The organism is Streptomyces sp. NPDC020875 (assembly GCF_040641415.1).
In the GTDB taxonomy this organism is placed as follows: Bacteria; Actinomycetota; Actinomycetes; order Streptomycetales; family Streptomycetaceae; genus Streptomyces.
On the sequence record NZ_JBFADP010000122.1, the window covers coordinates 1 to 4,331 of the forward strand.

The following is a 4,331-nucleotide window of genomic DNA, read 5'->3' on the forward strand; positions in this document are numbered from 1 at the left end:
CCCACTCCTTGAGGTTCATACACAGATCATAACGCACACTCAAACACGCACATGCACACTAGAGTTCACTCCCTGCCGAGCAGTTCACCACCCCGTACGCGGCCCCGGCGGTGGGCTACGAGGCCGGTCCCGCCCCCACGATCCGGTCCACCGCGGCCTTCACCAGGGCCTCCCGCTCCTCCTCCGGATAGAGGTCCGGCAGGGTGAGCTGTTCGACGATCAGCCAGTTGAGGGTGAGCATCAGCAGCTTGACGGCCATCGCGTCACCGGGGAGCCCGGACGCCTCGTGATAGGCGACATTGGCTTCGACATCGGCCCGGACGCGCTCCGTGAGAACCCGGCGGAGTTCGGGTCGGCGGGTGCCTTCGAGACGGAGTTCGAGGAAGGCGAGATAGCCGGTACGGAACGAGGAGACGCGCTCCACTAGTTCGCGCATCAACCGGGCGTAGGTCTCCAGGTCGCGGTCGGCGGTGCTGACCCGGCGGATGGTGGCCTCGTCGGGCTGGAGCCGTTCGTAGACCCGGGATCCGGCCTGGGTGAGGAGGTCGTCGCGGCTGGCGAAGTAGTTGGAGGCGGTGCCGTTGGGGACGGCGGCCTCGGTGTCGACCGCGCGGAAGGTCAGCCCCCTGGCGCCCTCCCTGGCCAGGACCTCGATCGCGGCGTCCACGAGCGCCGCCCTGCGCTCGTCGTTTCTGCGGACCACTGCCATCACTCCATCCGTAGTACCGGCCCCGTCCCGGCTTTCGACCACTGTGGGCAGAGTACTACGAATGGAGTATTTTCCGGGGGTGTGGCGGCGGCCGGGAACACCCGCCCGGGTCTACGCCTCCAGGTACCGCCCGAACTCGTCCAGCGCCCGCAGCGCCCCTGACTCGTCGGCGTCGGGAAGCAGGAGGACGGCCTCCTCGACGCCGCTGTCCGCGTAGTACGCCAGCTTCTCCGGGGTGGGCTCGACCGCGTACGGCACGACTTCGAGGGCGGCCGGGTCGCGGCCCGCGTCCGCCCAGACGGTCCGCAGAACGGGCAGCCCCGTTTCGAGCGCCGCGCCGCCGATGGGCAGCCAGCCGTCCCCGTACGCGGCGATATGCGCGAAGAGCTTGGGCCCGGCGCCGCCGCCGAGCAGGGTGCGCGGGGAGCCGCCCCGGACCGGCTTGGGATGGGCGTGCGACGCGCGGACGGAGCCGTACTCGCCCTGGTACGCGGTCGGCTCGGCGGCCCACAGCGCCCGCATCAGCCGCATCCGGTCGAGGACCAGATCGCGCCGGTTCGGCCAGTCGACACCGTGGTCGGCGGCCTCCTCCCGGTTCCAGCCGAAGCCGACGCCGAGGGTGAACCGGCCGCCGGAGAGGTGGTCGAGGGTCGCGGCCTGTTTGGCGAGCACGATCGGATCGTGCTGGGCGACCAGCAGGACGCCGGTGCCGAGAGCCAGCCGGGTGGTGACGGCGGCGGCCTGGGCCAGCCCGACGAAGGGGTCGAGCAGCCGGCCGTACCAGTCGTCCAGCTCACCGCCCGGCGCGTAGGGGAACGGAGTGTCGCGCGCCAGGGGGATATGGGTGTGCTCGGGCAGATAGAGCCCGTCGAAACCGCGCTCCTCCAGCTCGCGCGCCAGCTTCAGGGGAGTGATCGTCCGGTCGGTCAGGGCGGCGGTCACCGCGATGCGCATCCCGGCTCCTTCCTTCGATGGGTCGACGGTCGGCAGCCGACTCCGGCCGGGGGCGGGACAGTTGGACCTCCCGCCCCGAACGGCGGCCGCGGCTCCTGCGACAACGGGGGGCGGGGGCGCGGTGTTCCCGTAACCGGCTCCGGAATGCCCCGCCCGGGGCGGCCCCGGGCGCCCTCGCCCCGGCGACCACCCCCGCCGAGAACCTTCGGCACCGGATAGTCCGGTTACGGATAATCCCGAAACAACCGGGATCGCTAGACTGGAGGCATGCCCTCCATGACGAAGCAGCAGCGAACCGAACCGGATCTCAGCTATCTCCTGGACCGCAGCGGCCATGTACTGCGGACCATGATGTCCACCGCCCTCGCCGAGATCGACCTGACCGCGCGGATGCACTGCGTCCTGGTGCACGCGGTGGACGAGGAGCGCACCCAGGCGCAGCTCGCCGAGATCGGGGACATCGACAAGACCACGATGGTGGTCACCGTGGACGCCCTGGAAAAGCAGGGTCTGGCCGAGCGGCGGCAGTCCACCCGGGACCGCAGGGCGCGCATCATCGCGGTGACCGAGAAGGGCCGGGAGGTCCTGAGGCAGAGCGAGCGGATCGTGGACGAGGTCCACCGGAGCGTGCTCACGAGCCTTTCGGACGCGGACGCCCGGACCCTCGTCCGCGCACTGGGACAGCTGGTCGACGGGGCCCTGTCGACGCCCGACGAAGGGGCCGCCACCCGTCGGCCGCGGCAGCGCTGAGCCGGGCGGCGGAGCGTCCGCCGCCCGTACGGACCAACAAATAAACAACCGAGATAGATAGTCTGCAACGGAACTATCTGCTACGGTCTTTCTTGTCGCCACCACGGACACGGGAGACCGACCATGACGCTGACCTCCGCCGAGACCGCCCCCGGCACCACGGCCGCCGAGACCGCTGAGATCGCCGAGCCCGCCGCAACCGCTTCGACCGCCGCCGGCGCCAAGAACACCAAGAGCACCAAGAGCGACGGCCGCACAGCCGCCGGAACCGCGGGGAAACCCGTACCGGCGACCGGCCGCCGCCGGACCACCGGCGCACCGCCGGATCCCTCCGCCGAGGGGGGCCGGTCACGCTGGGCGGCACTCGCCGTCGTCGCGGTGGGCACCCTGATGCTGATCCTCGACGGCAGCATCGTCACCGTCGCGATGCCCGCCATGCAGCAGGACCTCGGCTTCACCCCGGCCGGTCTGAGCTGGGTCGTCAACGCCTATCTGATCCCCTTCGGGGCGCTGCTGCTGCTCGCCGGGCGGCTCGGCGACCTGATCGGCCGGAAGAAGATGTTCCTGTCGGGGATCGGGGTCTTCACCGCCGCGTCCCTGCTGGCCGGGGTCGCGACCTCACCGGGCGTCCTGATCGCCTCCCGCTTCCTCCAGGGCGTCGGCAGCGCCATGGCGTCCGCCGTCGGACTGGGCATTCTGATCACCCTCTTCACCGAGCCCCGCGAACGCGCCAAGGCCATCGCGGTCTTCGCCTTCACCGGCGCCGCGGGCGCCTCCATCGGGCAGGTGCTCGGCGGGGTGCTGACCGATGCCCTCGACTGGCGCTGGATCTTCACCATCAATCTGCCGATCGGGCTCGCCGTTCTCGCCCTCGCCGTACCGCTGCTGCCGAACGACCGCGGCCTCGGGCTGCGGGCCGGTGCCGACGTCATCGGCGCGTCCCTGGTCACCGCCGGTCTGACGCTCGGCATCTACACCATCGTCAAGGCCGAGCACTACGGCTGGATCGACCCGCACACCCTGGGACTCGGTGCCGTCGCCGTCGCCCTGCTCGCCGGGTTCGCGATCCGCCAGGCCACGGCCCGCACCCCGCTGATCACCCCTCGGCTGCTCCGCTCCCGCGGCCTGGTCGGCGCCAACCTGGTCCAGATGCTGATGGTCTCCGCGCTCTTCGCCTTCCAGTTCCTGGTCGCCCTCTACCTCCAGAAGGTGCTGGGGTACGGGGCGCTGGAGACGGGTCTCGCGATGCTCCCCGCCGCCGTGATCATCGGGGTCACCGCCCTCGGTGTCTCCGCCCGGCTGATCGGCCGGTTCGGGGAGCGCGCGGTCCTGCTGACCGGTCTGGCGCTCCTGGTCGGGGTGCTCGGCCTGCTGACCCGGGTCCCCGCGACCGGCGCGAACTACGTGACGGATCTGCTGCCGGTGATGATCCTCGCGGCCGGTGTCGGTCTGGCGCTCCCGGCGCTGACGTCGCTGGGCATGAGCGGGGTCGCCGCCGAGGACGCCGGGCTGGCGTCGGGCCTCTTCAACACCACCCAGCAGCTCGGCGGCGCGATCGGCGTCGCGGTCCTCTCCACCCTGGCGGCGTCCCGGACCGAGTCGGGTCTCGACCGGGGGAACTCGCAGGCCGAGGCGCTGACCGGCGGCTACCAGCTCGCCTTCACCGTCGGCACCGGAATCGTGATCGCGGCCCTCGTCGCGGCCCTGCTCCTGCTGCGCGGCCGGGCGAAGGGCGAGCGGACCGAGGACGGCGAGCGGGCCGAGGTCCCGGCGCCCGCCTTCCACTGAGGTCGCCGGGATCGCGGAGACGCGACAGGGGCGGGCCGGACCGCGATGGAAGCCGCCCTCACCGAGAACACCGTCGCCGTACTGCTGGAACCCATCCAGGGCGAGGCCGGGCACCTCGTCCCGCCGCCGG

Annotated in this window: 4 protein-coding genes; 2 read left to right on the plus strand and 2 right to left on the minus strand. The window is 71.6% G+C overall.

The window, feature by feature from the left end; translation table 11 throughout:
• Positions 1-115 precede the first annotated feature (115 nt).
• Together AB0G74_RS34115 and AB0G74_RS34120 are read right to left on the minus strand one after the other, a co-directional pair.
• Positions 116-703 carry a TetR family transcriptional regulator gene (locus tag AB0G74_RS34115; RefSeq protein WP_361154566.1) on the minus strand — a complete coding sequence of 196 codons (588 nt, stop codon included), beginning with the start codon at positions 701-703 and terminating at the stop codon, positions 116-118.
• A 117-nt stretch (positions 704-820) separates the two neighbouring features.
• A complete protein-coding gene (locus AB0G74_RS34120) occupies positions 821-1,663 on the minus strand; it encodes an LLM class F420-dependent oxidoreductase (RefSeq protein WP_361154558.1) in 843 nt (280 codons plus the stop codon).
• A gap of 267 nt (positions 1,664-1,930) precedes the next feature.
• Here AB0G74_RS34120 and AB0G74_RS34125 point away from each other — a divergent pair, with 267 nt between their 5' ends.
• Positions 1,931-2,413, plus strand: a complete 483-nt coding sequence (locus AB0G74_RS34125) for a MarR family transcriptional regulator (RefSeq protein WP_361154561.1) — start codon at positions 1,931-1,933, stop codon at positions 2,411-2,413.
• A gap of 123 nt (positions 2,414-2,536) precedes the next feature.
• On the plus strand, positions 2,537-4,201 hold the full coding sequence (locus tag AB0G74_RS34130; protein ID WP_361154564.1) for a DHA2 family efflux MFS transporter permease subunit: 1,665 nt from the start codon (positions 2,537-2,539) through the stop codon (positions 4,199-4,201).
• Positions 4,202-4,331 lie beyond the last annotated feature (130 nt).

What these genes read in the sequence shown, in the direction of transcription:
- AB0G74_RS34120 (WP_361154558.1), bottom strand. Translation starts at nt 1,663, where the DNA reads ATGCGCATCGCGGTGACCGCCGCCCTGACCGACCGGACGATCACTCCC.
- AB0G74_RS34125 (WP_361154561.1), top strand. Translation starts at nt 1,931, where the DNA reads ATGCCCTCCATGACGAAGCAGCAGCGAACCGAACCGGATCTCAGCTAT.
- AB0G74_RS34130 (WP_361154564.1), top strand. Translation starts at nt 2,537, where the DNA reads ATGACGCTGACCTCCGCCGAGACCGCCCCCGGCACCACGGCCGCCGAG.